Origin of the sequence: Streptomyces hokutonensis (assembly GCF_000376565.1) — a bacterium.
Classification (GTDB): Bacteria; Actinomycetota; Actinomycetes; order Streptomycetales; family Streptomycetaceae; genus Streptomyces; species Streptomyces hokutonensis.
Genome location: NZ_BARG01000052.1, coordinates 1 through 26,450 on the forward strand (window position 1 = coordinate 1; position 26,450 = coordinate 26,450).

Annotated in this window: 23 protein-coding genes; 15 read left to right on the plus strand and 8 right to left on the minus strand. The window is 70.8% G+C overall.

The genetic code is table 11. From position 1 onward, the window contains the following. Positions 1-2,038: LuxR family transcriptional regulator (locus SSP08S_RS56230; RefSeq protein WP_019071598.1), on the plus strand; the 2,038-nt coding region annotated here is incomplete at its 5' end. 85 nt (positions 2,039-2,123) lie between these two features. Then, entirely contained in the window at positions 2,124-3,329 is a 1,206-nt protein-coding gene (locus tag SSP08S_RS31270) for a PucR family transcriptional regulator (protein WP_019071599.1), read from the plus strand. On the opposite strand, the gene SSP08S_RS31275 is transcribed toward SSP08S_RS31270, so the two are convergent. Next, complete coding sequence (locus SSP08S_RS31275) at positions 3,326-4,321, minus strand: phospholipase D-like domain-containing protein (RefSeq protein ID WP_019071600.1); 996 nt, start codon at positions 4,319-4,321, stop codon at positions 3,326-3,328. The two genes, SSP08S_RS31270 and SSP08S_RS31275, sit on opposite strands and share 4 nt — an antisense overlap. Positions 4,322-4,606: 285 nt before the next feature. Here SSP08S_RS31275 and lpdA point away from each other — a divergent pair, with 285 nt between their 5' ends. After that, a complete protein-coding gene (lpdA, locus tag SSP08S_RS31280; RefSeq protein ID WP_019071601.1) occupies positions 4,607-6,028 on the plus strand; it encodes a dihydrolipoyl dehydrogenase in 1,422 nt (473 codons plus the stop codon). A gap of 108 nt (positions 6,029-6,136) precedes the next feature. Here the strand turns inward: lpdA and SSP08S_RS31285 are convergent, their stop codons facing one another. Continuing rightward, positions 6,137-6,745, minus strand: coding sequence for a TetR/AcrR family transcriptional regulator (locus tag SSP08S_RS31285; RefSeq protein WP_043259818.1), 609 nt, complete (start codon positions 6,743-6,745; stop codon positions 6,137-6,139). Between the two features lie 101 nt (positions 6,746-6,846). Here SSP08S_RS31285 and SSP08S_RS31290 point away from each other — a divergent pair, with 101 nt between their 5' ends. Further along, entirely contained in the window at positions 6,847-7,764 is a 918-nt protein-coding gene (locus SSP08S_RS31290; protein WP_019071603.1) for an oxidoreductase, read from the plus strand. 96 nt (positions 7,765-7,860) lie between these two features. Further along, a complete protein-coding gene (locus tag SSP08S_RS31295; protein WP_019071604.1) occupies positions 7,861-10,098 on the plus strand; it encodes an MMPL family transporter in 2,238 nt (745 codons plus the stop codon). 94 nt (positions 10,099-10,192) lie between these two features. Here SSP08S_RS31295 and SSP08S_RS63100 read toward each other — a convergent pair whose 3' ends face one another. Beyond that, the gene (locus tag SSP08S_RS63100; protein WP_218006671.1) at positions 10,193-10,462 is read right to left on the minus strand and encodes an SDR family oxidoreductase; all 270 of its coding nucleotides are present in this window, start codon (positions 10,460-10,462) and stop codon (positions 10,193-10,195) included. On the opposite strand from SSP08S_RS63100, the gene SSP08S_RS31305 reads away from it, so the two are divergent. Further along, positions 10,450-11,421 (plus strand): threonine ammonia-lyase, encoded by a 972-nt coding sequence (locus tag SSP08S_RS31305; RefSeq protein WP_026178985.1) that lies wholly within the window; start codon positions 10,450-10,452, stop codon positions 11,419-11,421. The two genes, SSP08S_RS63100 and SSP08S_RS31305, sit on opposite strands and share 13 nt — an antisense overlap. A 363-nt stretch (positions 11,422-11,784) precedes the next feature. Here the strand turns inward: SSP08S_RS31305 and SSP08S_RS31310 are convergent, their stop codons facing one another. Then, positions 11,785-12,387: a TetR/AcrR family transcriptional regulator gene (locus SSP08S_RS31310; RefSeq protein ID WP_019071607.1), complete on the minus strand. Its 603-nt coding sequence runs from the start codon at positions 12,385-12,387 to the stop codon at positions 11,785-11,787. A 73-nt stretch (positions 12,388-12,460) separates the two neighbouring features. Here SSP08S_RS31310 and SSP08S_RS31315 point away from each other — a divergent pair, with 73 nt between their 5' ends. The 6 genes from SSP08S_RS31315 (at position 12,461) to SSP08S_RS31340 (ending at position 18,901) form a co-directional block, all read left to right on the plus strand. Continuing rightward, entirely contained in the window at positions 12,461-13,294 is an 834-nt protein-coding gene (locus SSP08S_RS31315) for a class I SAM-dependent methyltransferase (protein ID WP_026178986.1), read from the plus strand. A 172-nt stretch (positions 13,295-13,466) separates the two neighbouring features. Then, positions 13,467-14,864, plus strand: a complete 1,398-nt coding sequence (locus tag SSP08S_RS31320; protein WP_019071609.1) for a condensation domain-containing protein — start codon at positions 13,467-13,469, stop codon at positions 14,862-14,864. Between the two features lie 286 nt (positions 14,865-15,150). Continuing rightward, complete coding sequence (locus tag SSP08S_RS31325) at positions 15,151-16,470, plus strand: ABC transporter substrate-binding protein (protein WP_019071610.1); 1,320 nt, start codon at positions 15,151-15,153, stop codon at positions 16,468-16,470. Further along, entirely contained in the window at positions 16,467-17,417 is a 951-nt protein-coding gene (locus tag SSP08S_RS31330; RefSeq protein WP_019071611.1) for a carbohydrate ABC transporter permease, read from the plus strand. The genes SSP08S_RS31325 and SSP08S_RS31330 overlap by 4 nt, the downstream gene beginning before the upstream one ends. Beyond that, a complete protein-coding gene (locus SSP08S_RS31335) occupies positions 17,417-18,289 on the plus strand; it encodes a carbohydrate ABC transporter permease (RefSeq protein ID WP_019071612.1) in 873 nt (290 codons plus the stop codon). The genes SSP08S_RS31330 and SSP08S_RS31335 overlap by 1 nt, the downstream gene beginning before the upstream one ends. A gap of 3 nt (positions 18,290-18,292) precedes the next feature. Continuing rightward, on the plus strand, positions 18,293-18,901 hold the full coding sequence (locus tag SSP08S_RS31340) for a hypothetical protein (RefSeq protein WP_019071613.1): 609 nt from the start codon (positions 18,293-18,295) through the stop codon (positions 18,899-18,901). Positions 18,902-19,000: 99 nt separating this feature from the next. On the opposite strand, the gene SSP08S_RS31345 is transcribed toward SSP08S_RS31340, so the two are convergent. After that, positions 19,001-19,936, minus strand: coding sequence for an ADP-ribosylglycohydrolase family protein (locus SSP08S_RS31345; protein ID WP_019071614.1), 936 nt, complete (start codon positions 19,934-19,936; stop codon positions 19,001-19,003). 56 nt (positions 19,937-19,992) lie between these two features. Here SSP08S_RS31345 and SSP08S_RS31350 point away from each other — a divergent pair, with 56 nt between their 5' ends. Further along, on the plus strand, positions 19,993-20,514 hold the full coding sequence (locus SSP08S_RS31350; protein WP_019071615.1) for a P-loop NTPase family protein: 522 nt from the start codon (positions 19,993-19,995) through the stop codon (positions 20,512-20,514). Positions 20,515-20,518: 4 nt separating this feature from the next. Here the strand turns inward: SSP08S_RS31350 and SSP08S_RS31355 are convergent, their stop codons facing one another. Next, positions 20,519-21,694, minus strand: a complete 1,176-nt coding sequence (locus SSP08S_RS31355) for an acyl-CoA dehydrogenase family protein (protein WP_019071616.1) — start codon at positions 21,692-21,694, stop codon at positions 20,519-20,521. Between the two features lie 53 nt (positions 21,695-21,747). Further along, positions 21,748-22,302, minus strand: coding sequence for a hypothetical protein (locus SSP08S_RS31360; RefSeq protein WP_019071617.1), 555 nt, complete (start codon positions 22,300-22,302; stop codon positions 21,748-21,750). A gap of 199 nt (positions 22,303-22,501) precedes the next feature. Between SSP08S_RS31360 and SSP08S_RS56235 the strand changes: the two genes are divergently transcribed. After that, a complete protein-coding gene (locus tag SSP08S_RS56235; protein ID WP_019071618.1) occupies positions 22,502-24,643 on the plus strand; it encodes an MMPL family transporter in 2,142 nt (713 codons plus the stop codon). Here SSP08S_RS56235 and SSP08S_RS31370 read toward each other — a convergent pair. Continuing rightward, the gene (locus SSP08S_RS31370; protein ID WP_019071619.1) at positions 24,629-25,735 is read right to left on the minus strand and encodes an NAD(P)/FAD-dependent oxidoreductase; all 1,107 of its coding nucleotides are present in this window, start codon (positions 25,733-25,735) and stop codon (positions 24,629-24,631) included. The genes SSP08S_RS56235 and SSP08S_RS31370 overlap by 15 nt on opposite strands. Positions 25,736-25,779: 44 nt before the next feature. On the opposite strand from SSP08S_RS31370, the gene SSP08S_RS56240 reads away from it, so the two are divergent. Further along, entirely contained in the window at positions 25,780-26,445 is a 666-nt protein-coding gene (locus SSP08S_RS56240) for a PucR family transcriptional regulator (RefSeq protein ID WP_245607990.1), read from the plus strand. Positions 26,446-26,450 lie beyond the last annotated feature (5 nt).

A 26,450-nucleotide genomic window follows, 5' to 3' on the forward strand; every position in this document is an offset into this window, starting at 1 on the left:
TGCTGCGGTCCGCAGTGCCTTGGGCGACGACCACGGCCCAGCCGCGCTCGGGAATGTCGTGCAGGACCCGGAAGGCGGCCTCGCCCCGGGCGCGCTCAGCAACGCACCGCAGGCCCCGGACTGCCCGGTCGGCGTCGGCGTCGACGTCCTCGGTCCGGCGCGGGACGCCGGTCTGCTGCAAGTGGACGTAGGACAGGTGTCGTTCCGGCATCCGCTGACCCGGGCCGTGATCGTGCACCTGGCGTCGCCGGGTGAGCGCCGTCGCGCGCACCGGGCGCTCGCCGACGCCCTGACCGCCGTACCCGAGCGCAGGGCGTGGCATCTGGCCGAGTCCGCGACCGGGCCGGACGAGGCGGTGGCGCGGGCGCTGGACGAGGCGGCTCTGTCCGCGTGGCGGCGCGGGGTGGAGCCCGGTGGCCCGGGGGAGGCGGGCGGTGTTGAGGGGCGGCGGGTCGCCGCGTCCGCCGCCGTGTCCGCGCTCATGCGGGCCGGTGAACTCAGCCCGCACCCCGGCGACCGGTCCCGGCGCCTGGTCGAAGCCGCCTACCTCGCCACGTTCACCGGCCAACTCGACGACGTACCAAGGCTGTTGGCCGATGTTGGGCAAGCACCCGACGCGCCGACGGGACTGGTCCTCGCCGCCACCGCCCACCTCCTCACCAACGAGGAGGGCGACGTCGACGCCGCCTATCGCCTCCTGGCCCGCGCGGTCGACGACGACACCGTCGTCACCACGAACGAGGACTGGGACCAACACGGCATCCTCTACGCGCTGCTCCTCGTCAGCCTCTACACCCTCCGCCCCGAGCCGTGGCATCTCCTCAAGACCGCGCTGACCCGCTGCGAACCGACCGCGGCGACACCGATCAGACTCTGCTACGACGCCTACGTCGACCCCACGCATGCCCCCGACGCGCTGCGCAAGGGCCTCGCGGACGCCTTCGCGGCGCTGCCCGCCGACGCGGCACCCTGGGAACTGATCCCGCTGGCCTTCGCGGCGGTCGCCACGGACGCCCTGTCGGACCACCGGCACCTGGTCCTCCGCATGATCGAACGCGAACGCGACGGCGGTGCGATCGCCATGGTCGTCCCCGCGTTGCTGCTGCTCTGCCAGGACTCCTACGTCCACGGCCGCTGGGACGAGGCCGAGTACCTGGCGCAGCAGGGGCTGGACCTGGCGGCGGCGCACGGCTACCACTTCTGGGAGCGGCAGATCCGCGTCCTGCTGGCGTCGGGCGCGGGGCTGCGCGGCGACGCGGAGCTCGCCCGGACCCGCAGCGAGGAGACCACGACCTGGGCGGCACCCCGGGGCATCGAGGTGACCGAGGCCTACGCCCGGTCGGCCCGCCGGCTCGCGGCCATGGGGGAGGGCGACTACGAGGAGGCCCACGTCCAGGCCGGCCGGATCGAGCCACCCGGCGCGCCGGTCTTCGGGGTCCCGCGCCGGTGGACGGTCCTGGACCTGGTCGAGACGGCCGTCCGCACCGGCCGCGCGGACGAGGCGCGCGACCATGTCGCCGCCGCGCGGAGGGCGTCCGTGCACCGCATCTCGCCCCGGACCGCGCTGATCTGCGCCGGAGCCGAGGCCGTAGCGGCCGACGAGACCGAGGCCGGGCCCCTGTTCGAGGCAGCCCTGAACCTGCCCCACGCGGCACGGTGGCCGTGGGAACACGCGCGCGTCCAGCTCGCCTACGGGCAGTGGCTGCGCCGCACCCGCGACCACCGCGCCCGCCGCTATCTGAGCGCCGCCCTCGAAACCTTCGAGCGGATCGGCGCCCGGGCCATGGCGCAGCGGGCCCGCAACGAACTGCGCGCCACCGGTGTCGCCACCACCACCGGTCCCGTCGCACCGGCCGCCGCACTGACCGTGCAGGAACGGCAGATCGCCGAGCTGGCGGCCGTGGGCCTGACCAACCGGCAGATCGGCGAACGGCTGTTCCTGTCCCACCGCACGGTCGGCTCCCATCTGCACCGGCTGTACCCCAAGCTCGGCATCACCTCGCGGGCAGCCCTGCGCGCCGCCCTGGAGACGATGTAGGAGCAGGCCGGAACCGGTGAGTACCCGAAACGGTCCGGCGTACGGTGGAATCAGGGACCCCTTGAACGGTGAGCCGGAGAGGACCATGGTCGACAAGGAGATCAACGCCCTGGCCACCGCGTTGCTCGAGCGCATCGACGAGCTGACGAAGGAGATGGCGGCGCGGATCCGCGCCGGCTCACGGGCGTACCACTACGACGTGGTGCCAGAGGAGGATCTGGAGGACGCCTGCCGGACCCATGCCGGCAACGCGCTCCAGGCGCTGACCGGGCAGGTGCCCCTGGACACCGGGGCCGCCGCCGACATCGGCCGCAGGCGTGCCGCGCAGAACGTGCCGCTGCCCAGCGTGATGACGGCCTATCGCGTCGGCGTGCGGTACTTCTGGGAGGCGGTGGTCGCCGAGGCCACCACAACGTCCTTGGTGGGCAACGACATTCTGGTCGCCGCGGCCTCCGCGATGTGGGAGATCCAGGACGGCATCACCGAGGCCATGGTCTCCGGATACCACGAGGCGGTCGCCGAGCGGCTCCTCGCGGGCGACCAGGAGCGTTCGGCGCTGGTGGAGGCTCTCCTGGAGGGCAGGAGCATGGACGCCGACGCCGTATGGTCCGCCGCCGAGGTCCTGGACGTGCCGCACAAGGGCCCCTTCACCGTGGTCGCGGCGGAGGTACCGCGGATCGGCCGGCGGGCCCTGCCGGACATCGCGGCCGTCCTGAACCGGCGCGGCATCCGCTCCGCCTGGCGACTGCGCCCCGAACTCCAGCTGGGCATCGTGCACTTGCGCACCCCGCGCGACCTGGACGACCTCGTCGGGGTGCTGCGGGAACAGGCGGAGCGGCGCGTCGGCGTGAGCCCCTCCTACGACGACCTCAGCCGCACCGGAGACGCCCTGCGCTTCGCCAAGGTCGCGCTGCGCGGCGGCGACGCGGGCAGCGCCGCCGTCACCGTCTTCGACGACTCCCCGGTCGCGGTCGCCACCGCGGGCGCACCCGATGTCATGGCCCGGGTCGCCGCCCAGGTCCTCGGCCCCGTCGAGGCCCTGCCCGAGGACGAACGCGCCTTGCTGCTCGACACGTTGGAGGCCTGGTTCGACTCCGGCGGCTCGGCCGAGGAGGCCGCCAAGGTGCTGTACGTCCACCCCAACACCATCCGATCCCGCCTGCGCCGGATCACCGAACGCACCAGCCGCTCACTGACCGACCCCCGCGGCATCACCGAACTCTCCCTCGCGCTCCGTGCCGTCCGGCAGACTCCGAGGCCCCCGACCTCGGAGTCGACCGGTGCGGACTAGGCCGCCGTACCGCCCGCGTAGTCGCTCTTGAAGGTGGTCTCGATGGTGGTGGCGACGGACTGGGCCACGCCCGTGCCGGTGAGGATGATGCCCAACTCCCGGTTGTTGGAGAGGGAGTTGCTGCTGATGTTCATCGAGCCCGCCTCCACCTCCTGGGTGGAGAGACCGTAGTCGGCGACCATGGCCTTGGCGTGGATGTAGAAGCCGTTCGGGTCGGAGTACCCGACCACCGTGCCGCCGGCCGCCCTGATCGCGGACACCTGGCTGGAGTAGCTCGACGGGGTCTCCAGCACCACCCGCACGGTCACGCCCGCCTTCGCCCTGGCCACGATGGCGTTGACCACCGTGCTGTCGCTGAACTCCAGTTCCTCGACGTCGAGCGTCGTGGTGGCCGCGTTGATCACGGTCAGCAGCCGGCTGCGGGAGTCGGTGGGGGACCAGAGCAGGTGGTCGCCGTCGGTCGGGGTGATCGAGGTGCCGGCGTAGTCGGCGTTGAAGACCTTCTCGATCGCGGCGACGTCACGGGTGTCGTCGGTGAAGACACCGTAGTCGCGGCCGGTCGAGTAGTACTGCGAGGTCAGATTGCCGGTCAGGATCAAGGACTTGGTCGCGTCCACGGTGATCGTCTTCTGGTGGGTGTAGACGAAGCTGGACGGTGACCACACCACGCCGACGCCCGCGTTCGTCAGCGCCGTGTACGCCGAGCTGTTGGCGGACTGGTGCGCGGTGTCGAGTACCACCCGTACGGTGACGCCCTTCTTCTCCAGCGCTATCAGGTCGTTGACGGCGGTGGTGTCCTCCAGCTCGTACATGGTCATGTCGAGCGAGGTGGTGGCCGAGTTGATGAAGTCGTAGATCGTCGGCTGGGTGGTGCCGGACTGCGAGAAGGCGAAGGCGGTGTAGGTCGCGGCGTTGGCGGGGACGGCCGTGACGAAGAGGGTGGCGCCGGCTGCCAGCGCGACACTCGCGCGGCCGAGGAACGTCCTCAACATGCGTGACTCCTAGTCGAGTTGATGCCCACGTGGGGGGTGGTGAGCGTGGGCATGACACCACGCGCGTAGAACGCAGAGGAAGGGAACCTCGGTGAACTCGGGATTACCGCCGTCGAGCAGGAGCGGACAAAGGGGACTTCGTGCAGGTGGGGGCCGGTTCATGGGGTCCCCGCGAGTTCGCAAAGACTTCGTAGTCCGCCGGTGACCGGGCATCCTGGACACTGTTAGAGGATCTACAGAAGACGCATGCTCGACCATGACCTTCCCGTGGCAAAGGATCTTTCGATGAGCCAGCAGAACTCGCAGGACGACCGGTTCGACGTCGTCGTACTCGGCGCGGGCCCCGGGGGCTATGTCGCCGCCATCCGCGCCGCGCAACTCGGCAAGCGGGTCGCGGTGGTGGAGGAGAGGTACTGGGGCGGCGTCTGCCTCAACGTGGGCTGCATCCCGACCAAGGCGCTGTTGCGGAACGCCGAGTTGGCGCACATCTTCACCCGCGAGGCGAAGACCTTCGGCATCAAGGTCGAGGGGGAGGTCTCCTTCGACTACGGGGAGGCGTTCCGCCGCAGCCGCCGGGTCGCGGACGGCCGGGTCAAGGGCGTCCACTACCTGATGAAGAAGAACAAGATCACGGAGATCGACGGCCGGGGCACCTTCCTCGACGCGCACACGCTCCAGGTGGCCGGATACGACGGCGACACCCGCACCATCGCCTTCGAGCACTGCGTCATCGCCACCGGCGCCACGCCGAAGCTGCTGCCCGGCACCAAGCGCAGCGCGCGCGTCGTGACGTACGAGGAGCAGATCCTCGCCGACGACCTCCCGCAGTCCATCGTCATCGCGGGCGCCGGCGCCATCGGCATCGAGTTCGCCTACGTGCTGCACAACTACGGCGTGAAGGTCACGATCGTCGAGTTCCTGGACCGCGTCGCACCCCTGGAGGACGCCGAGGTCTCCGCCGAACTCGCCAAGCAGTACCGCAAGTTGGGCATCGACGTCCTCACCTCCACCCGTGTCGAGTCGATCGACGAGTCCGGCCCGCAGGTCCGCGTCACGGTCACCGGCAAGGACGGCGCCCAGCAGGTCCTGGAGGCCGACAAGGTCCTCCAGGCCATCGGCTTCGCGCCGAACGTCACCGGCTACGGCCTGGAGAACACGGGCGTACGGCTCACCGAGCGCGGCGCGATCGACGTCGACGGCCGGTGCCGCACCTCCGTCCCGCACCTGTACGCCATCGGCGACGTCACCGCGAAGCTGATGCTCGCGCACGCCGCCGAGGCGATGGGCGTGATCGCCGCCGAGACCCTCGCGGACGCGGAGACGATGGAGCTGGACTACGCGATGATTCCGCGCGCCACCTACTGCCAGCCGCAGATCGCGAGCTTCGGCTACACCGAGGCCCAGGCAAGGGAGTTGGGCCACGACATCAAGGTGGCGAAGTTCCCGTTCACCGCGAACGGCAAGTCGCACGGCCTCGGCGACACCACCGGCTTCGTGAAGCTGATCAGCGACACGAAGTACGGCGAACTCCTCGGCGGCCACCTCATCGGCCCCGACGTCACCGAACTCCTCCCCGAACTGACCCTGGCCCAGCAGTGGGACCTCACCGTCCACGAGGTCGCCCGCAACGTCCACGCCCACCCGACCCTGGGCGAGGCGGTGAAGGAAGCGGTGCACGGTCTGGCCGGACACATGATCAACATGTGACCGTCCCCTCCACTGCGTGGTGACCGATGGTCCCGCAGGACGTCGTAGAGCCCGGTCGAGTCCCGTACGGCTCGGCCTGGCTCCGGCTTTTCGCGGGCCCGGGTCCCGTCAGGGCCGTGCGTCCGGCGCGACGCCCCGCAGAATGAACGCGATCACCTCGTCCAGGCCGTGTTCCGCGACCTCTGGAGTGAGCATGCCGGTCGCGGCCAGGTCGGCGTAGCCGTGGAGCGTCGCGAAGACCGGGATGCCGATGCTGTCGAGAGGGCCCTCGCGCACCTCGCCCTGGCGCTGCCCCTCCAGCATCAACTGCTCGATGAGCTCGGACCAGCGCCCGGTGGCCTCCAACAGGGCGGCGGACGCCTGCGGGTCGTGCTTGATCGAGTACATCAGGTCCAGCAGCGCGGCATTGTCCAGGCAGAAGCCCACATACGCGCGGACCACCGCCTCCAGCTTCTTGCGGCACGACTCCCCGGCATCGGCCTGTGACGCCAGCATCGCGTCGGTCATCCGTTCGTAGCCGCTCAGCGCCAGCGCGTCCAACAGCGCCTGTTTGTCCTTGAAATGACGGCTCGGCGCGTTGTGGCTGACACCTAGATCGCGGGCGAGTTCGCGCAGCGACAGGGCGGCGGTCCCCTTCTCCCGGAGTGTTTCCTCGGCGCGGGCCAGCAGGGCGGCGCGCAGGTCTCCGTGGTGATAGGGGCGGGGGCGGGTCTGCATGGAGGGCAGTGTACCGGTGATGTGTGCGCAGCCCACATTGTTGACCGCGTCACCATTGTTGACGTTGACACCATTGTGGGCACCGCCCACAATGACTGCCCATGACCACTGCACCCAGCGCCGCACCCGGCGCGTGGACCACCACCGACATCCCCGACCAGCGCGGCCGTACGGCCGTCGTCACCGGCGGCAACAGCGGGCTCGGCATCGCCACCGTCGAGGCGCTCGCCGCCGCGGGCGCCCATGTGGTGCTCGCCGTACGGGATCCCGGGCGGGGCGAGGCCGCCGCCAGGGGCGTGAACGGCAGCGTGGAGGTACGCCGGCTCGACCTCGCCGACCTCGCATCCGTGCGCGAGTTCGCCGCCGGCTGGCGCGGGGAGCTGGACCTGCTCATCAACAACGCCGGCGTCATGAACACGCCGGAGTCACGCACCACGGACGGCTTCGAGACCCAGTTCGGGACCAATCACCTGGGCCACTTCGCCCTGACGAACCTGCTGCTGCCGTACCTCACCGACCGCGTGGTGACCGTGTCGTCCGAGGCACACAAGAAGCCGGGCACCCCGCGCATCCACTTCGACAACCTCAACCACACCGGCGAGTACCACCCGAGGAAGGCGTACAGCCAGTCCAAGCTGGCCAACCTGCTGTTCACGCTGGAACTGCAGCGCCGTCTCGCCGAGGCGCACTCGCCCGTGCGTGCCATGGCCGCGCACCCGGGCTGGGCGTTCACCGACATCCAGCGCCACGACGGCAACGCGCTGAGCCGCGCCGTCATGCGGTTCGTGGCCCAGGACAACAGGTCCGGCGCACTGCCCACCCTGTACGCCGCCGTCCAGGATCTTCCCGGCGCGAGCTTCGTCGGCCCGGACGGCCGCGGTGAGGTGCGCGGCGCCCCGACCCTGGTCGGCCGCTCCGCCGCGGCCAGCGACCCGGAGACGGCCCGACTCCTGTGGACGGTCTCCGAGGAACTCACCGGCGTCACCTTCCCGCAACTCGCCGCGGTCACCGGGCCGTAGCGACACCGCGTCCCCACCCGGGGCCGGAAGACCGTGCCCCCGGTGGGCGGAACAACCTGATCGACCGTTCGAAACCTGAGACGAAAGAGACCTGCCGTGGCGAAACACTTGTACGCGCTGGGACGTTGGGCGGCGCACCGCCGGGGCCGGGTGCTGGTGATGTGGGTGCTGCTGCTCGCGGTGGCCGCCGGTCTGGGCACCACCCTCAGCGGCAAAGTGACGACGGAGTTCTCGGTGCCGGGCATCGAGTCCCAGCAGGCACAGGACCTCCTGAAGGCCAAGTTCCCGCAGGCGGCCGGCGGCACGGCCCGAGTCGTGTTCGCCGCACCGGAGGGCGAGACACTCTCCGGTGAGAAGGAGCGGCAGGCCGTCGCGGCGACCCTCAAGGAGGTCGCCGCGGTACCGGGAGTCGTCAGTGTCTCCGACCCCGCGAAGACCGGCGCGGTCTCGCGGGACGGCACCATCGGCTACGCCGACGCCCTGTTCGGCAAGCCGGCCGACAGCGTGCCCCAGTCCGCCAAGGACCGCCTCGACGACGCCCTCGCCCCGGCCAGAAAGGCAGGCCTGGAGGTCGAGTTGGGCGGTACGGTCTCCACCCCGCCGGCCGAGGTCGGCGGACCCGCCGAGGTCTTCGGCGTGGTCGTGGCCTTCGTGGTGCTCGCGATCGCGCTCAGCTCACTGGTGGCGGCCGGACTTCCCCTGGTGACCGCGCTCGTCGGCGTCGGGGTCGGCGTGACGACCGTCCAGTTCCTGTCGCGGTTCATCACGATGACGAACACGGCGACCGTCCTCGCGCTGATGATCGGGCTGGCGGTCGGCATCGACTACGCCCTGTTCATCGTCTCCCGCCACCGTGAACAACTCGCCGATCCCGGGCAGGACGTACCCGACTCGATCGCCCGCGCCACCGCGACCGCGGGCAGCGCCGTGACCTTCGCGGGCGTGACGGTCATCGTCGCGCTCGCCGCGCTCTCCGCGGCCGGCATCCCCTTCCTCACCGTGATGGGCCTGGCCGCCGCCGGCACCGTGTTCCTCGCGGTCCTGGTGGCCCTCACCCTCGTACCGGCCCTGCTGGGGTACCTCGGTGAACGCCTGCGCTCCAAGAGCGCACGGCCGGGGGCGAGTTCTCCGCAGCCTCGGGTGCCCGCCCGCGGGCGCACACCCGGTGCCTGGGGTCTGGCCTGGGGCCGTCTCATGACGCGCTTCCCCGTCCCCGTCCTGGTCGTGAGTGTCCTCGGGCTGCTCGTCCTCGCCCTGCCCGCCACCGGACTGCGCCTCGGCCTGCCCAGCAACGAGACCCAGCCCACCGCGAGCACCCAGCACAAGAGCTACGAACTGCTCACGAAGGGCTTCGGCCCCGGCTTCAACGCCACCCTCGTCGTGGTCGTGGACGGCACCCGCGTACCGGCCGCGCAGCGCGAGACGGTCGTGGAGCAGGTCGCGGGGACCGTGGGCAAGGACCCGGACATCGCGACCGTGGCCCCGCCCACGACCACCGAGGACGGGGCGATCACCGTGCTCGGCATCGTGCCGAAGACCGGCCCCGACGACAAGAGGACCACCGACCTGGTGCACCGGCTGCGCGACCATGCGGTGACCCCGGTGGCCGACGCGGGCGGCACGGCCTACGTGGCGGGCGCGACCGCCGCCGGAATCGACGTGTCGGCGAAGCTCGCCTCGGCGCTGCCCCTGTTCGTCACGATCATCGTGGTGCTCGCGCTGCTCCTGCTGATGCTGGCCTTCCGCTCGGTCCTGGTGCCCCTCAAGGCCGTGCTCGGCTTCCTGCTGTCCATCGCCGCCGGCCTGGGCGCGGTCGTATGGGTCTTCCAGAAGGGCCACCTGAACGACCTGTTCCAGATCCCGGCGGCGGCCCCGATCGCGAGCTTCGTGCCGGTCCTGCTGATCGGTGTGCTCTTCGGCCTCGCGATGGACTACGAAGTGTTCCTGGTCAGCCGGATGCGGGAGTACTTCCACCACCACGGGGACGCGCGGGCCGCGGTCGAGCACGGGGTGCAGCGCAGCGGCCGGGTCGTCACCGCGGCGGCCCTCATCATGGCGGCCGTCTTCGGCGGCTTCATCTTCAACCACGACCCGACCGTCAAGACGATCGGCTTCGCGCTCACCGTCGGCGTCCTCATCGACGCCTTCGTGGTCCGCCTCACGATCGTTCCCGCGGTGCTGAGCCTGCTCGGCCGGCACGCGTGGACCCTCCCCAAGTGGCTGGACCGCGCGGTGCCGAACGTGGACATCGAGGGCGACTCGCTCCCGCCGCGCACCCCGGCCGGCCACACGGCCCCGGCCGACCCCGAACCGGTGCGGGCCACCAAGGACTGACCGGCCGCAGAGATACGTCAACGCCGGTGCGGGCAGCCCTGGTTGGGCCACCCGCACCGGCGTTCGTCCGTTCTGCCGACCTGCGGACCGCTGGTCAGAGCGTGCGGGACGTCACCCGGAGACCATGGGCATGGCCCCGCCCTCCGTCGACGTCGAGGACCGCGCAGTCGACGTATCCGGCGGCCGGCGACGCCATGAAGGCGACCGTCTCGGCGACGTCCTCCGGCCGGCACACACGCCCCAGCGCCAGCATGTCCCCGAACCGCTGCCGCTGCTCCTCGTCGAAGATCTCCCGCACACCTTCGGCGCACAGGGACGGGAACCGCAGCGGTGGCGCTACGCTGCCGTGTCGTGCAGCAGACACGCCTCGACACGGCTCGGATCAGGGTGGCCCGTCGGGTGATCGACCCGATGTTCCTCGACACTCCGCTGTACCGCTGCGAGGCGCTGGAGCCCGGCCTCGGGTGCGCGGTCAGCGTCAAGCTCGAAACGGCGAACCCGGTCCGCAGCTTCAAGGCGCGCGGCACCGAGCTCGTCGCGAGCCGACTCGCCGACAGGGGTGAGCGGGCCGCTGTGTGTGCCAGCGCGGGCAACCTCGGCCAGGCTCTGGCGTGGTCCGGTCGCGGCCGGGGGCTCGATGTCACCGTAGTGGCGTCCCGTTTCGCGACCGCGGCCAAGCTCGACCGCATCCGCGCGTTGGGTGCGAGGCTGGAACTGGTGGACGGGGACCACGAGTTGGCCCGCGAGCGGGCGGCGGCCGTCGCACGGTCGAAGGGCATCCGGCTGGTCGAGGACAGCCTGGACATCGAGACGTGCGAGGGCGCGGCGACCATCGGCCTGGAACTGGCGGACGCGGCGCGGCCGTTCGACACCGTGCTGATCGCCCTCGGCGGCGGGGCGCTGGCCACCGGAGTGGGGCATGTGCTGAAGTCCCTGTCGCCCGGGGTGGAGGTGATCTGCGTCCAGCCGCTGGGCGCACCGGCGTTGACGCTCTCGTGGCGCGCGCGGCGGGTCGTCACCACCGACTCGGCGGACACCATCGCCGACGGCGTCGCGGGCCGGTTTCCCATCCCGGCCGTCCTGGACGACCTCCTCCTGGTCGCCGACGACGCCCTCCTGGTCCGGGAGGAGTCGATCATCGCCGGTATGCGGATGCTCTTCGACCACGCCGGCCTCGTCGCCGAACCGTCGGCCGCGCTCGGCATCGCGGCGATCATCGAGAACCGCGAGCGCTTCGCCGGCCGCCATGTGGTCACCGTCGTGTGCGGCGGCAACGTCGACACGGACGCGTATCGCCGCTGGATAGGCGCGGCTCCGCTGTAGGGGTTCCTCCCGCACGGCGTCCCGGGCACGCTCGTCACGTGCCCGGGATGTCCCGCCGCGGTGGCCGCTTTCCCTTCACCGCGGTGGTGTCCACCGGTGTGTGGCACCAGAGTTGCCGCTGCGCGGCGACGGGTGAAGACCTCGGGGGGCCGCGTCAGACTCTCGTAAGATCCACTCCGTGCGATCTCCAACGGGGTTGCGGAGTCCTGGAGTTGGTGCCGCCACGCCCGCTTGCCGGGGTCGGTCGGTCACAGCGACGTGCGAGGCAGGGGCGCCATCCGCGCGCTTCACATGTACGGCGTCCACCAGTTGACCCTCGTCGCTGGCGACGCCCTCACCAACACGCAGCGCTGCAAGGCGAGTTCAGCGTGGCCGCCGCTGTACGACATCGGCGAGCACCGTGGTCACCAGCTTGCCGACGGTCGATGTGGTCGGCGGGTCCGAGGACCGGTCGGCGAACAGGAGGTGTCCGCCGCCGACCAGGGAGAGGGTGAGCGAGTCGATGTCGGCGTCGGCCGCGATGCGGCCCTTGGCGCGCTCGTCGGTCAGATAGGCCGAGACCGCCGTGGTCATCTCGGCGAGGATGGCGATACCGCCCCCGGGCCGGGCCTGCCGCAGCCGCGCCCGCAACTCGTCCCGGAAGGTGATGAGCGGGATGATCGCCACCGGCACGGGCCCGAACAGGGTGGTCAGCGCGCCGGTGAGATTGTCGGCGACGGTGCCGGTTCCGGCGGAGTCGCGCAGCGCCTGGGCCTGTGTCTCCAACTGCGCGGCCCGGTCGAGGACGAGCTCGGCGAGGAACGCGTCGAAGTCCGTGAAGTGCCGGTGCAGAACGCCTTTGGCGCAGCCCGCCTCATCGGTGACGGCGCGGCTGGTCAGCCCGTTCGGGCCGTCCCGCAGCAGTACGCGCTCGGCGGCGTCGAACAACTGCTGCCGCGCATCACGAAGGTGCACCCCGGTCGGCACTTGTGGGTTCCTCTCGTGCGCCGGCTCGACGGCGCCTCTGGGCTTGTGGGCGCTTGCCCACTAAGGTGAACGCATGCCCACTTTACCGCGAGAGCAGCCAGAACCCGCCCCGCTGTACCAGGCCCGGCAGATGGCCGAGTCCTTCGGCGCGGACGCCCGACGCTACGACCAGGCCCGCCCCGGCTATCCCGACGACCTGGTGGTGCGCGTCGTCACCGGGAGCCCGGGGGCGAGTGCGCCGGAGGTACTCGACGTCGGCTGCGGCACCGGCATCGCGTCCCGCCAGTTCCAGGCCGCCGGCTGCACCGTGCTCGGCGTCGAACCGGACGCGCGGATGGCCGACTTCGCGCGGGACCGCGGCCTGCCGGTCGAGGTGGCGACCTTCGAGGACTGGGAACCGGGCGGCCGGACGTTCGACGCGGTGACCGCCGCCCAGTCCTGGCACTGGGTGGACCCGCTCGCCGGTGCCGTCAAAGCGGCCCAAGTGCTGCGCCCCAACGGCCTATTGGCGATCTTCGGCCACGTGTACGAGCCGCCCGCCGAGGTGGCCGAGCCCTTCGCGGCCGCCTACCGACGAGTGGTGCCCGACTCGCCCTTCGGTGGTGGATCGGCCCGCCGCCCGCTGGAGATGTACCAGGCGGCATACGCGAAGGTGGCCGACAGGATCCGCGAGACCGGGCGGTTCCATGAACCGGAACAGTCGCGATTCGACTGGGAGCGGCCGTACACGCGCGACCAGTGGCTGGATCTCCTCCCCACGACCGGCGGCCTCACCCGCCTCGACCCCGGCCGACTGGCCGAGATTCTGGGCGAGGTGGGCCGAGCCGTCGACGCCCTGGGAGGCGGCTTCACGATGCCCTACACCACCCTGGCGGTCATCGCCGTACGCGCCGACACCCCCCTCTGATCCCCTTTGATCCACTCCCTTTCGGAACGGCGGGTTCCAGAGCGTTGCTTTCCGAACGGCCCGCTCGTTGATCTCCGCATGCAGTGAGCGGTGCCCGAGCGGCATGGAGGCGTGGATCGACAGTGGTGCCCGGCGGCCTCCCGTGGGCAGGCGAACGGAGAGCCCTGTGCGCATGAGTGACCTTCAGCGGTGCGAGATCCGTCCCGGACGACTCGTCGAGTGGACGCTGCACCCGGCGGCCGTAGGAGCGGCGCGGGCGCTTCCCGACGACGTGCGGCCACCGGCGTATGTGCAGGAGTCCCATATCCGTACGGCGCGTTCGGTGCGCGAGGACGGGCTGTTCGTGCCGACCTGGCTCGGCACCGCCTTCGACATGCCGGGGAGGATCGAACTCGACGTGCTCCAGGGCGCGTTGCGGGACTGGATGCTCCGGCACGAGACGCTGCGCAGCGGCTTCCGGTGGGCCGGCGACGAGATGCGCCGCTTCACCCTGGACGCCGACGATGTGGCCCTGCACCGTGAGGACATCGGCGAGTTCGCGGACGCGGGGACTCTGACCCGGTATCTGCAGGACCGTTTCGATGTCACGGCGGACGCGCTCACCTGGCCGAACTTCCTCTTCGCGGCGGTCGTACGCCAGGACTGCACGAGCGTGTACCTGGCGTTCGACCACAGCAACGTCGACGCGTACTCGCTCCATCGCATCGCGGGGGAGGTGCACGAGCTGTACGCCGCTGGGCTGGCCGGGAGGACGGTCGAAGTGGCGCCCGTCGCCAGCTACATCGACTTCTGCGCGGGTGAGCGCACGGACGCCGACCAGATCGACGACACGCACACCGTCGTCTCCCGCTGGCGCGAGTTCATCGCCCGCTGCGACGGCAAACTGCCGAACTTCCCCGTCGACCTCGGCCTCGACCCCCAAGGGCCGCTGCCCACACAGAAGTTCCTCCAGGAAATGCTGACCGGCGACGCGGAGGCGACGGCCTTCGAGGCGTACTGCCGGCCGTACGGCGGAAGCCTCGTCGGTGTCCTGGCGGCCGTCGCCCTCGCCGCCCGCGAGATCAGCGGCCTCGACGTGTACCGCACCGTCGTGCCCTTCCACACCCGGGCCAAGTCCCGCTGGGCCGACTCGGTCGGCTGGTACGTGGGCGGCGCGCCGATCGAGATCCCCATCGAGCACGCGCGGGACTTCGACGACGCCCTGCGGATGGTCCGCGCCACCCTCCGCGAGAACCGCCCACTGGCCCGTATGCCCATCGCCCGCGTACTGCGCCTGCTGGGCGCCGACTTCCGGCCCACGTCCCCCGACCTGTACTCGATCGTCTCCTACGTCGACTCGCGCGCCCTGCCCGGTTCGGACCGCTGGCAGGAGCTGAAGGCGTACGGGCTGATCCGGGTGTCGTACGGCGATCAGGTGTGCGCGTGGGTGACTCGAGTCCATGAAGGTCTGCAGTTCGCCTGCCGTATCCCGGACAACGACATCGCGGACAAGAACATGCGGCTGTGCATGGAGTTGGTGGGGAAGCACATGGCCTCGGTGGCCGGGCGGGCATTGGCCGTGCGTCTCTAGGCCCAAAACGTACGGCTGTTGAGGCCGGACCCGACATGGGGCGCGTGCACCGACCGGTGTTGCGCGCCCCATGTCCGAACAAACATGTGCTGCAGCACCGTTGACCGACCGGACGGACGGGATCTACGTTCGGTGCAGGCGAAAGCGCTTGCCATACCCCCACCGTTCATCCGGCCCACCCCCTGGGTCGCGCTCCCGGTAATCCGTCCCCCCACCTTCCACCGGACCGGGCAACCACTCCTGACCTCAGACAACGATGTCCACGCCCCACTCAGGAGGCATCGCCATGACACCACCCAGTATCCGGAGACGAGATCTCCTCGGCGCCGCCGCGGGCTTCGTGTTCGCCCCGCTCCTCGCCGGCTGTGCCGACGGCGGCGGAGGGAGCACCGCGGTCGGCGGGAAGGTCGGCCTGACGTTCGCCTGGTGGGGGAACGACGACCGCGCGCAACGTACCAACGCCGCCGTCGCCCTCTTCGAGAAGCGGCATCCGAACATCTCGGTGCGCACCTCCTTCGCCGGCTACCCGGCCTATGTGCAGAAGCTCGCCACCCAGGCGGCGGGCGGCGACCTCCCCGACGTGGCGCAGCTCGACTACCGGCAGATATCCCAGTACGCGGGCAGCGGCACCCTCCTGGACCTCGGCCCCTACCTCAGCAACGGCACCCTGCGGACCGCCGACTTCGACAAGGGCCTCACCCGCACCGGCGTCTACGGCGGCCGGCAGTACGCCCTCCCGATGGGCAGGGGAACGACCGGAATCGTCTACGACGCGGCCGTCTTCAAGAAGGCCGGAGTCGCCACGCCCCGGCCGGGCTGGACCTGGGACGACTGGGCCGAGGCGGGCCGCAGGATCAGCGCGCTCGGCATGAAGGGCCCCAACGGGCACGCCTACACCGGTCTCTCCGACCTCGGCGTGAACGAGGACGCCTTCGAGACCTGGCTGCGCGGCAGGGGCAAGCAGCTCTACGCCTCCCAGCACCGGCTCGGCTTCGGCACCGACGACCTGACCGAGTTCTGGACCTTCACCGACAAACTGCGCCGCGAGGGAGTCGTCTCGCAGGCCAGGGACACCGCCCAGATCGGCGGCGCCGTCGAGGACACCCCGATGGGACGGGGACTGGCCGCGACCGACTTCAACTGGGACGCCCCCTTCCTCGGCTATCCGCCGCTGCTCGGCGACTCCGTCCACTTCGCGCCCGTACCCACCACCGACGGAAAGGTCGGCCAGTACTTCAAGCCGACCATGCTCATCGGCGTCGGCGCGGGCACCCAACACCCCAAGGAGGCCGCCGAGTTGATCGACTTCCTGCTCAACGACCCCGACGCGGGCAAGATCCTCGGCGTCACCCGCTCCACACCGCCCAACAGGCGAATAGCCGCCGCGATAGGCAGGACCCTCACCGGCCCGGAGAAGGAGGTCTACGACTACGGACGCACGATCGCCGCCCACGGCACGGACGCGCCGCCCATGGCACCGCCCCGCGGCGACGTCGTCCTCCAGGTCTCCTTCCAACGCGACTACCAGCGCGTCTCCTACGGCATGCAGAGCCCGCGAGGAGCCGCCGAGGAGTACGTCGCCGAGGCGAAGCGGGAGCTGCGATGACCACCACAGCCACCCGGCCCCCCGCGACAACCACCCCCGAGACACCGCGCGAACGCCGCGCACACCGCCAACGGAGCGGCCCCGCCTACGTGTTCCTCTCGCCGTGGATCCTCGGAGTCGTCCTCCTCACGCTCGCGCCCATGGCCGTATCGCTGTATCTGTCGTTCACCGACTACGACCTCTTCGACCCGCCCAAGTGGGTCGGACTGCGCAACTACTCCGACATGTTCACCGCCGACCCGAGGTACTGGCGGTCGGTGGGCACCACCCTCCTGTACGTCGTGGTCGCCGTCCCCCTCAAGCTCGCCCTCGCACTCGGCGTAGCGCTGCTGCTCCGCGGCACCCGCCGGGCCAAGGGTTTCTACCGCTCGGCGTTCTACGCGCCCTCCCTGCTCGGCGCGAGCATGTCGATCGCGCTGGTGTGGCGGGCGCTCTACAACGACGGCGGCACCGTCGACGAACTGCTGTCCTCCGTCGGCATCCACACCGGCGGCTGGGTGTCCGACCCCCATCTCGCGGTGTTCGTCGTCGCGTTGCTCTCCGCCTGGCAGTTCGGCGCCCCGATGGTCATCTTCCTGGCCGGGCTGCAGCAGATCCCTGCCGACCTGTACGAGGCCGCGGCACTCGACGGCGCCGGACCTTGGCGGCGGTTCGTGTCGGTGACCCTGCCCATGCTGTCCCCGGTGGTCTTCTTCAACCTCGTCCTGGAGACCATCCAGTCCTTCCAGGTCTTCACACCGGCGTACGCGATCAGCGGCGGCAACGGCGGACCGGCCGACTCCACCGAGTTCTACACCCTCTACCTCTACGAACGGGGCTTCTCCGCCTCGCACATGGGCTACGCCTCCGCCATGGCCTGGGTCCTCCTGCTGGCCATCGGCGCGGTCACCCTCATCCTGTTCCGGACCTCGCGCTCCTGGGTCTTCTACGCCAACGAGGGGGCCTGATGGCCACGACCGTGTCCAACCTCAAGACCACCGCCAACCGCGCCCGTACCGCGGCCGTCGCGAAGCACGTCGGACTGCTGGCCGTACTCCTCGTCCTGCTCTACCCGTTGGCCTGGCTGCTCGCCACCTCGCTGAAGCCGGCCGACGAGGTCCTCACCAGCCTGAAGTTGCTGCCGAGCCACCTCGAGTGGTCCAACTACACCACCGCCCTGGACGGCATCAGCGGTGTCTCCGTGACCCGGCTCCTGCTCAACTCCCTGCTGATCAGCGTCGGTTCGGTGATCGGGAACGTCATCTCCTGTTCCCTCGCCGCCTATGCCTTCGCCCGGCTGCGGTTCCGGATGCGGGGCCCGATGTTCGGATTCATGATCGCGACGATGATGCTCCCGCACCACGCGGTACTGATCCCGCAGTACATCATCTTCAACAAACTCGGCATGGTGGACACCTACTGGCCGCTGATCCTGCCCAAGTTCCTCGCCACGGAGGCGTTCTTCGTCTTCCTCATCGTCCAGTTCATGCGCGGTCTGCCCCGCGAACTGGACGAGGCCGCCCGCATCGACGGCTGCGGACCGTTCCGCATCTTCTGGTCGGTCGTCCTCCCGCTGACCCGCCCGGCACTGATCACCACCGCGATCTTCACCTTCATCTGGAGCTGGAACGACTTCTTCACCCAGCTGATCTACCTCTTCGACCCGGAGAAGTTCACGATCACCCTGGCCCTGCGCAACTTCGTCGACCAGTCCAGCACCTCCGCCTACGGCCCCATGTTCGCGATGTCCGTGATCTCGATCGTACCGATCGTGCTGTTCTTCTTCGCCTTCCAGCGCTACCTGGTGCAGGGCATGGCGACCTCCGGACTGAAGGGCTGAGCCATGAGTTCCCCCGTACCCGGGCGCCGGGAGCCCGGCGAGCTGTTCGGCCCCCGCTTCACACTCTTCGCCGACATGCTCGCCATCGGCATGGCGGCGGCGGTCGCCTCCCTCCCACTGATCACGGCCCCTACGGCACTGGCGGCGGCCTGTTCCGTCCTGCGCCGGGCTGTCCGGGAGGACCGTCCGGTGATCCTGGGGGAGTACGTCGCCGAGTTCCGCGCCCATGGACCGCGCCGCTCGGTGCTGGCCGGCGTGACGGCCTTCGCCGCGCTGACCCTGGTCGCGCTCGACCTGGCGCTCGCGCGGGCGGGACTTCCGGGCGCCGGTCCGATGTCGTGGGCGCTGACTGGTCTGGCAGCGGCGGGACTTGTCCTCGCCCTGCGCGCGGCGGCGGACCCGGAGGTCGCGCACGGCTGGATTCCGGCCCTGACCCGGGCCGCGACCCGTTCCGTCACGGATCCCGTCGGCTGCGCCCTGATCGCGGCGGCGGTCGGTCTGTGCGTCGCCTTCCTGTGGATGCTGCCGTTGCTCGCCCCGCTGCTGCCCGGGCCGCTGGCTTTCGCGATCACGGCCGTGGAACTCCGAGCCGAACCCGCACACAACAGGTGATACGCGGCCACGCCAGGTACCCGCTCGTCGGTGGATTCCTGGGCACCGTCGTCGACCGGACCGAGAATGGCGAGTCCTGGGCCGACGTCCGCCGCCGCCCTACACGGAGGTTCGCCGGACCGCGGCGAGGGCGTCCCAACCACTCCAGGCCGGGATCGCCTCCAGAGCATTCCGCCAGGCGGCCGGGATGCCCCCGGTGCCGGTGCGGGCAGCGACGACCCCGCCCACGATCGCGCAGGTCGTATCGCGGTCGCCCCACCCGGCGACGGTCTGCCACAACGCCTCCGGCAGATCGTCCAGGTGCCCCGCCGCCGACCACAGGGCGAACGGGACGGTGTCCGGAGCCGAGATCAGCGTCCCCGAACCCAGCACGGACGCCGCGTGCCGCACCGACGTCCGCTCGGAGAAGCCCGCGGCGACCAGCAGACGGGAGCGGACATCGCCGTCCGGGACATGTGCGGCGACCTCCCGCAGGAACTCGGCGCGCGGCAGGGCCGGTTGATCCGCTCCGGCGGCGGCCAGCGCGGCGGCGACCGCCACGGCCACCGCTCCCGCGACAGCCTCCGGGTGGGCGTGGGTGGTCAGCGCGGAGAGCCGGGCCTGCTCGGCGGCGGTGGCGACATCGTCGCGGAACCAGGCGCCCAGCGGGGCGACCCGCATCGCGGCACCGTTGCCGTAGGACCCCTGCCCGCCGAACTGCCCCGTGGTGACCGCGCGCCAGTCCTCGCCCTCGCCGACGCGGCGTAGCACACCGTGCATCGACGGGCCGTACTTGCGCCCGGGCTCCCGTTCGTACTCGGCGGCGAACTCCCTTGCCAGCGCGTTCGGTTGAACCTCTCCATGGGCCACCAGATGCGCGAACAGGACGAAGGCCATCGCCGAGTCGTCCGTCCACAGCCATGGCGCGGGCCGCAGTTCGCGCGCGGCCCACAACTCCTCGGCGGGCTCGTCGGACCGCGTGAACCAGCTGTCCCCGAGGGCGTCGCCCGTCACGAGGCCGTCCAGGGAGGCGTGGGCGTGTTGCGGACTGCTCATGGTGGGGCTCCTGTTAATGATCGGCGGGCGTCGCACATCGTAGTTAAGGTGCGGGGATGGAGCGGATCCTGGTGGTCGGGGCGACGGGTGCGGGCAAGTCCACGCTGGCCCGGGGTGTGGGCGAGCGGCTGAAAGTGCCGTACCACGAGATGGACGCCCTGTACTTCACCGGCCCCGACTGGACCGTCAACGAGACCCTGACCGACGACGTGCTGCGGCTCACCGCCGAACCCCGCTGGATCGTCGACTCGATCGGCTCTCCCGAAGTCCGTGACCTGCTCTGGGAGAAGGCCGACACGGTGCTCTGGCTGGACTATGGGAGACGCGTGATCATGCCGCGCGTCCTGCGCCGCTCCCTCCGCCGGACGGTCACCCGCGAGCGCATCTTCGGCGGCAACAGGGAGACCTGGGTGGGCTGGTTGAGCCGCGAGCACCCCGTTTGGTGGGCCTGGTCCCAACACGCGGGCAGACGCGCCGAGATCGGGCGCCGTACGAACGACCCGCGCTTCGCTCCGCTCACCACGCTCCGGTTCGACCGACCCCGGGAGACCGCGGCCTGGTTGGCGTCCCTGGGCTGAGCCCTCAGAGGAAGGGTGTGCCCGCGTCGAGACCGGAGAGGACCCGGCCGTACAGCTCCAGGTTGGTGCTGGGGTTGACGAAGGAGTGCAGGCTCAGCGCGTGCAGGTCGCGTACCGCGCGCTGGACGGGGACGTCCCGGTGCAGCGAGGACGCGCCCGACGCGGACGCGATCAGATCCACGGCCTCCTTGCACAGCCGGGTCGTATAGCCGCTCTGTGCACGGATCTTGGCGCGTTCCGCCTGTGTGTACGGTCCGTCGTTGTCGGCCGCCGACTCGATCCGGGCGACGAACTCGGCGGTCAGCAGTTCGGCGCAGGAGATCTTCAACGCGGCCTCGGCGACCTGGAGATGGGTGACGCCCGCCTCGTACTGCCGCTCGTGGAAGGTGTATGTGATGCCCCGCCGGTGGATGCGCTCGGTGAACTCCGCGAGGGCCGCCCGGGCCAGGCCCAGCGCGTTCGGTGCCGTCCAGGCGCAGAACAGCATCAGGACCGGCATCCGGTAGAAGAGGTCGTCGGCGTTGGCCTTGGAGGGGAAGCCACCCCCGAGTAACTGCCCCACGGGCAGGATGCGGTGCGCGGGCACGAACACGTCCCGGGCGACAACACTGTTGCTTCCGCTGCCCGCCAGGCCCGACACGTACCAGTCGTCGAGGATCTCCAGGTCCGACATCGGCACGGCGGTCCACAGCACCTCGGGCGGACCTCCGTCGGACTCGACCCGGGCCGTCAGCAGATGCCAGTCGGCGTTCTGACAGCCGGTGGCGAAGCCCGAGGTGCCGTTGACGACATAGCCGCCGTCCGTCGCCACCGCGACGGCGTCCGGGATGAGTGTGCCGCCGACCCGTACATCGGGGCCGGTGAAGATCTCGTCCTGAGCCTCGTCCGGGAACAGCGCGGCGATATAGGAACACCCCGCCTGGATCAGCGCCATGAAACCGGTCGAACCGCACCCGGCGGCGATCTCGCCCAGCACCTCGACCTGCGTGCTCAGCCGGCTCTGGTAACCCCCGTACCGGCGGGGGACGTTCATCCGGTACACCCCGGCGTCCGTCAGCGCGGACACCACCTCCGTCGACACGCGCCGCTCCTGCTCGGTGCGCAACGCGCGTTCACGGAGCAGGGGTTGCACCTCCCGTACACGTGCGACGAGACCGGCATCGGACGGGAGCGGAGCCATGGGTGACCTCCGAGCGCTACGGGCCCTCACCGTGACGCGGAACGCGCAAGGTGTCAACGCCCGTGCTCGGCAAGGGGAGTTGTGGAAACCTCACCTCGGCCGGAGGACGGAAGCGGCTGTTCGACGATCCTGGTGGCCGCCTCCACGGACGGCCACCGCGCGAGCGAGATCATCGCCGCCACCCGGTGGATCAGATAGCCGGCCAGCGGCAGTTCGGCGAAGACCGCGAGGGCCGCGGCCGACCAGACGTCGTCGGTGCCGAAGGCCAGCGACACGTCGAACCACGCGTCGCAGATCAGCAGCGCCGCCGAGAAGACCGCCGCCACGATGACCGCCCGGTGCCGCCGCCAGCCGAGCAGCGCGGTGGCCGCCATCGCGAGCACGAGCAGGACGTCGAAGCCGACCCACGTCACCCGCCACTGGTGCACCTCGTAGGCGGACGGCAGTGTCACCGCCAGCAGAACCGTCCACGGGACCAGTCCCACGGCACAGACGGTGAGCAGCTCCAGGGTGTGCCGCCGGTGCCGCCGGGCCCGCTCGATGATGTCGGGCGGCGGAGTCGGGGCGGCTGTCACCTGCCGTATGTCGGCCTTCGACGTGTCGTTCACCTTGACTGCTCCGTTCTCAGGAGTCCGGTCATGATCCGGTACCTAAGGCTGAAACAGCCCTGGACCGCGCTCTCTTCCCGAGATGCGCGAACGCGGATTCTGTGCTTCCGGATCCCGTCATACCGGATGGATTATCCCGATAGCGGATGAACGGGGCGGCGGGCTAGACTCGCGCAACCTACGACGCGGGGAGTCCGGCATGCGACGGTGGGCCGAATTCGTACTGCGGCATCGCAAGGCGGTCGTGGCGTTCTGGGGTCTGGTGCTCATCGCCGGCATCGCGCTGGCCGGCCGGACCACGGACCGCCTCACGATCGACTTCTCGCTGCCCGGCCAGCCCGGCACCGTGACCGCGCACAAGATCGAGAAGGCCTTCGGCAGCGGCGGCGACACCAATCCGTATCTCGTGGCGGTCACCCTGCCCGCCGGACAGACCGTCACCGGCCACGAGGCGGACGTCGGGCGTGTGTTCACCGCCGCCGGCACGGCCGCACCGGGACTGCGGGTGATCGACGAGGCGAACACCGGCGACAAGGCGTTCCGGACGAAGGACGACCGCAGCGCCTACGCGCTGGTCTTCTACCGGTTCAACCCGTCACCCAGCCAGACGCTGCTGACCGACCCGATCAAGGCGGCCGCCCAGAAGGCCGCGCCGGCGGGCGCGAAGGTCGGCGTGACGGGCGAGGACCCGCTCGCCTCCGGCGGCGACGACGGGGGCGGCCCCGGAGTACTCGGCGAGACCCTCCTCGGCGCCGTCGGCGCACTCGCCGTCCTCGCCTTCGTGTTCGCGTCCTTCCTGGCCCTGCTGCCGCTCCTGGTGGCCGCGGTGTCGATCCTCGCGACCTTCGTGATGCTGCTGCCGCTCACCTACGCCACCGACGTGTCGTTCATCGTGCAGTTCCTGGTCGCCCTCATCGGCCTGGGCGTCGCGATCGACTACTCGCTCCTCTTCGTCACCCGCTGGCGCGAGGAACGCGACCGCGGCCGGGACAACCACGACGCGGTCGTCGTCGCCATGCAGCACGCCGGGCACGCCATCGTGTTCAGCGGCGTCACGGTAGCCATCGGCCTGCTCTCCCTGGTCGTCCTGCCCGTCCCGTTCCTGCGCAGCATGGGCTACGGCGGTGCGCTCATCCCGCTCGCGAGCGTGCTGACGACGCTCACCCTGACCCCCGCGATCCTCGGCGGCATCGGACCCAAGGTCGACTGGCCCAAGATCCGCCACGAGAACCGGGCGAGCCGCTTCTGGAGCCGCTGGACCGCCGCCGTCGTACGGCGCCGCTGGATCGCGGCCGGGGCAGCACTGGCCGCCCTCGCGGCCCTCGTCGGAGTCTTCCTCGGCATCAAGATCGGCCTCGCCTCCTCGGAGTCCCTCGCCAAGAACGGCCAGGCCTACGACACCCTCCAGACCCTGGAACGCGGCGGCGTCCCGACCGGCGCGCTCACCCCGATGGAGGTCCTGGTCAGTACGGACCAGGCCAAACCCGTCGCCGCCGCACTCGCCAAGGTCGACGGCGTGACCAGCGTCCTCGTACCGACCGGGCCCGCGGGCAGCCGGGGCGGACAGAGCATCGTCGTCGTCATCCCCGACACCGAGACCGTCAACTCGAAGAGCGTCGACGTCGTCCGACGGGTGAAGACCGCCACCGAGCACCTGCCCGGGGCCATCGGCGTCGCCGGAGTCGGCGCGGCCCAGATCGACTTCCTGCACGCCGTCTACGGCAACTTCCCGCTGATGCTCACGATCATCGCGCTGCTGACGTACGTCCTGCTCGTGCGCGCCTTCCGCTCGCTGCTGCTGCCGCTGAAGGCGGTCCTGCTCAACCTGATCTCACTGGCCGCGACCCTCGGCCTGATGGTCCTCTTCTGGCAGGACGGCCACGGCTCCAACGCGATCTTCGGCATCGCCGCCACCGGGGCCGTCACGTTCTGGATCCCGATCATGATCTTCGCGTTCCTGTTCGGACTGTCCATGGACTACGAGGTGTTCATCCTCACCCGCATCCGGGAGGAGTACGACGCCGGTCTCTCCACCGACGAGGCGGTGGTCGAGGGCATCGGCCGCACCGGCCGCCTCGTCACCAGCGCCGCACTCATCCTCTTCCTCGCCTTCGCCGCACTCGCCTCCGGACCGGGCACCGACCTCAAGACCCTCGCGACCGGCCTCGGCATCGGCATCCTGCTGGACGCGACCATCGTGCGGATGCTGCTCGTGCCGTCCCTGGTCTCCCTGTTCGGCGGCTGGAACTGGCACCTGCCCGCCTGGGCGGCCAGGCCGCTGCGCGTACAGCCGTCCGCCCCGCACCCGGAACGGACCGAGGAGAAGTCACCTACGGGCTGAACCCCCGCTCCACGGCGCCCTGTTGAACCGGAACGGCATGAGGACGTCGGGGCGGCGGCCGGTGCGGACGTAGTCGGCGAGGGTGCGGCCGGTCACCGGGCCCAGGGTGACGCCGAGCATGCCGTGCCCGGTCGCCGCGAACGCGTTGTCGTGGCCGGGAACGCGGTCGACGACCGGCAGCCCGTCCGGCAGGAAGGGCCGCCCGCCCACCCACGGATCGCGGATGAGGCTCACCAGATCGTCGGGGTCGTCGAACCAGCGGCCCAGATACTGTCTGCTCGCGAGCGCGACGGCGACGATCCGGCGCCAGTCGAGACGGTTGTTGTTGCCGCTCAGCTCCATCGTCCCCCCGATGCGGGTGGTGGCCCCGATCGGTGAGGCGACCGCCCTGCGCTCGCCGAAGTACAGCGTGTGCCGGGGCGCCGGATCCAGGTCGACCGAGAAGCTGTAGCCCTTCCCCGCCTGCAACGGCAGGGGATGGCCCAGCGAGCCGAGCAGGTCCGAGGAGCGCGTGCCGGCCGCGATGACGGCGGCCGAGCAGGGAATCTCACCGGTCGAGGTGCGCAGCGCGACGACCCGGCTCCCCTCCGTCCGGAACCCCGTGGCCTCCCTGTTCTCGTGGACCTTCACCCCGGACGCGGCAAGCGCCTCGCCCAGGGCGCGGGCGAACGCCTCCGGATCGACCACGCCCTCGCCCTCCACGAGATAGGCGGCCCGGACCCGGGAGGACAGCACGGGGTCCAGGAGACGGGCCTCGTCTCCCGTGACCACGTCGTCCGGCAGCGGATAGCGGCCGTGCGCCATCTGCCGCTGGACGGCGAGATGGTGGCGGGCCTCGGCGGGGGAGAGGAACGCGTGCACCATGCCGGGCCGGGTCAGCCCCGTCTCGACCCCGGCCGCGCGCAACCCGTCGAAGAGGTCGAACGTGGAGCGGTTCAGCTCGGCGATCGCCGCATAGCCGTGCCGGAACGCGGCCGGGGTGCTGCTGCGCCAGAACCGCCACAGCCACCGTACGAACGCCGGATCGGGCAGCGGCCGCAGATACAGGGGCGAGTCCGGGCGGCCCAGGGAGCGGAGCGCGTAGCGCACCACGCCGGGCGCGGGGACCGGCGTCGAATGGCTCAGGCGAGGTGACCGTGCCGCACCCCGCGCCCCGCCGGCAGGGCGGCACCCAGAGCCGGGACATGGCCCTGGTCCGCTCCGAACTCCTGCGCACCGTCGGGGAGTTCTTCGCAGACCCGCAGGACATCGTCGCCTCCACCGCGCCCGCCTGGATCGGCGTCCTGCACCGCCTGCCCGCCGGACGCTCCACCGCCTCCCTCGTCGCCGACTGCCGACGCGTCACCGACCTCATCGCCGCCCAGGACGGCCTCGCGGCCCGCGCCGGCATCGGCGAGGCGGCCGACTCCGTCGGCGGTCTGCACGACTCCTACCAGGACGCGTGCGACGCGCTGCGCCTCGGCGCCCGGTTCGCGGACACCGACCGAGTCCACCCGATCACCGACCTGCGGGTCCACCAGGTGGTGACGGCGGTGAGCCAGTCCGCGCGCCACCGGCTGCTGGAACTCACCGCCACCGAACTGCGCGCCCAGCCGGACTGGCCGGCCCTCCGCGACACGGTCACCGCCTGGTGCGAGAGCGGCTTCAACCTCGTCCGCACGGCCGAGGCACTGCACATCCACCGCAACACCGTCGTCTACCGGATGAACAAGATCGAGCAGATCACCGGCCGCCCGCTGCGGGAGTACCGGACGGCCATGGCGCTCTATCTCGCCTGCCTGGCCGACCGGTTGGGGCACTGAACGCG